General features: G+C 38.7%; 1 protein-coding gene. It reads left to right on the forward strand.

What is annotated here, in order from left to right; all coding sequences use genetic code 11:
- The coding region (locus tag AAEY62_RS23950; protein WP_350636966.1) for a heparan-alpha-glucosaminide N-acetyltransferase domain-containing protein at positions 1-248 on the forward strand (248 nt) is incomplete at both ends.

Consider the following 248-nt stretch of genomic DNA (forward strand, 5'->3'; position numbering starts at 1 on the left):
GAGCAATAATTGTAAGTTTGTTCTTGTTTTCTGTTGGTGCCAGTCTGGTTTATTCCTATCAAGGTGGTATATCAGCGAAGAAATTAGCTTGGCGAACGGTTAAGATATCTAGTGCTGCGTTACTAGTGACTTTATCCTCACTATTTACCTTGCCAGAACATTGGATTTACTTTGGTATTTTACACTTCATAGCAGTTGCAACACTTCTATTAGTTTGGTTGGTGGGGAAACCTAAACTTGCTTTGCTG

It is taken from the genome of Pseudoalteromonas sp. GW168-MNA-CIBAN-0100 (assembly GCF_040309225.1).
Lineage (GTDB): Bacteria > Pseudomonadota > Gammaproteobacteria > Enterobacterales > Alteromonadaceae > Pseudoalteromonas > Pseudoalteromonas arctica.